General features: G+C 70.1%; 1 protein-coding gene. It reads left to right on the forward strand.

Annotation, left to right across the window (positions count from 1 at the left end):
* Positions 1–577: LysR substrate-binding domain-containing protein (locus tag PMI14_RS33290; protein WP_035206563.1), on the forward strand; the 577-nt coding region annotated here is incomplete at its 5' end.
* Positions 578–695 lie beyond the last annotated feature (118 nt).

A 695-nucleotide genomic window follows, 5' to 3' on the forward strand; every position in this document is an offset into this window, starting at 1 on the left:
GCTGCTGCCGCGCCTGCCGCGCTTCCAGGCGCGCCACCCGGGCCTCGATATCGAGATGCGGCAGTTTCGGCATGACGAGGATTTCAGCCGCGACGACGTGGATGTGTGGATCGACGTGAAGCGCCCACGCCGGCGCTGGCCCGCGCGCCTGCAGGCCAGCTACCTCATGGGGCGAGACATCATTCCCGTGTGTGCCCCGCAGGTCGCGCCGCGCCTCCAGCGCCCGGCCGACCTGGCGCGCGAGGTGCTGCTGCACCACACCAACTTCCCCGACAACTGGGCGCGCTGGGCCAATGCCGCCGGCCTGCCGCGCGAGCTCAAACTGGGCCCCGGCTATGACCTGAGCATGAACCTGATCTTCGCGGCCAAGGAGGGGGTGGGCATCGCCATCACCCAGCCCTGCCTGATCGAGCGCGAGCTGCACAGCGGTGAGCTGGTGATCCCCTTCGACCTGCCGGTCTCGACCGCGCGCGGCTATTTCCTGTGCACCGACAAGGACCGCCCGGCCACGCCGGGGCAACTGGCCTTCATGGAATGGGTGCAGGAGGAGGCCCGGCAGATGGCCGACCCGGTGTGAAGTGAAGCACCCCCTGAGTCGCTTCGTGCCTCGGTGCCACCGCCAGAGGCGGCGGCTCTTCGGGCACGTCCAAGCCTGCGCAGGCAGGCTTGGAGCCGCGGCCCTCAGCCCCTCTCTC

Origin of the sequence: Acidovorax sp. CF316, assembly GCF_000276605.1 — a bacterium.
Taxonomy (GTDB): domain Bacteria; phylum Pseudomonadota; class Gammaproteobacteria; order Burkholderiales; family Burkholderiaceae_C; genus Acidovorax.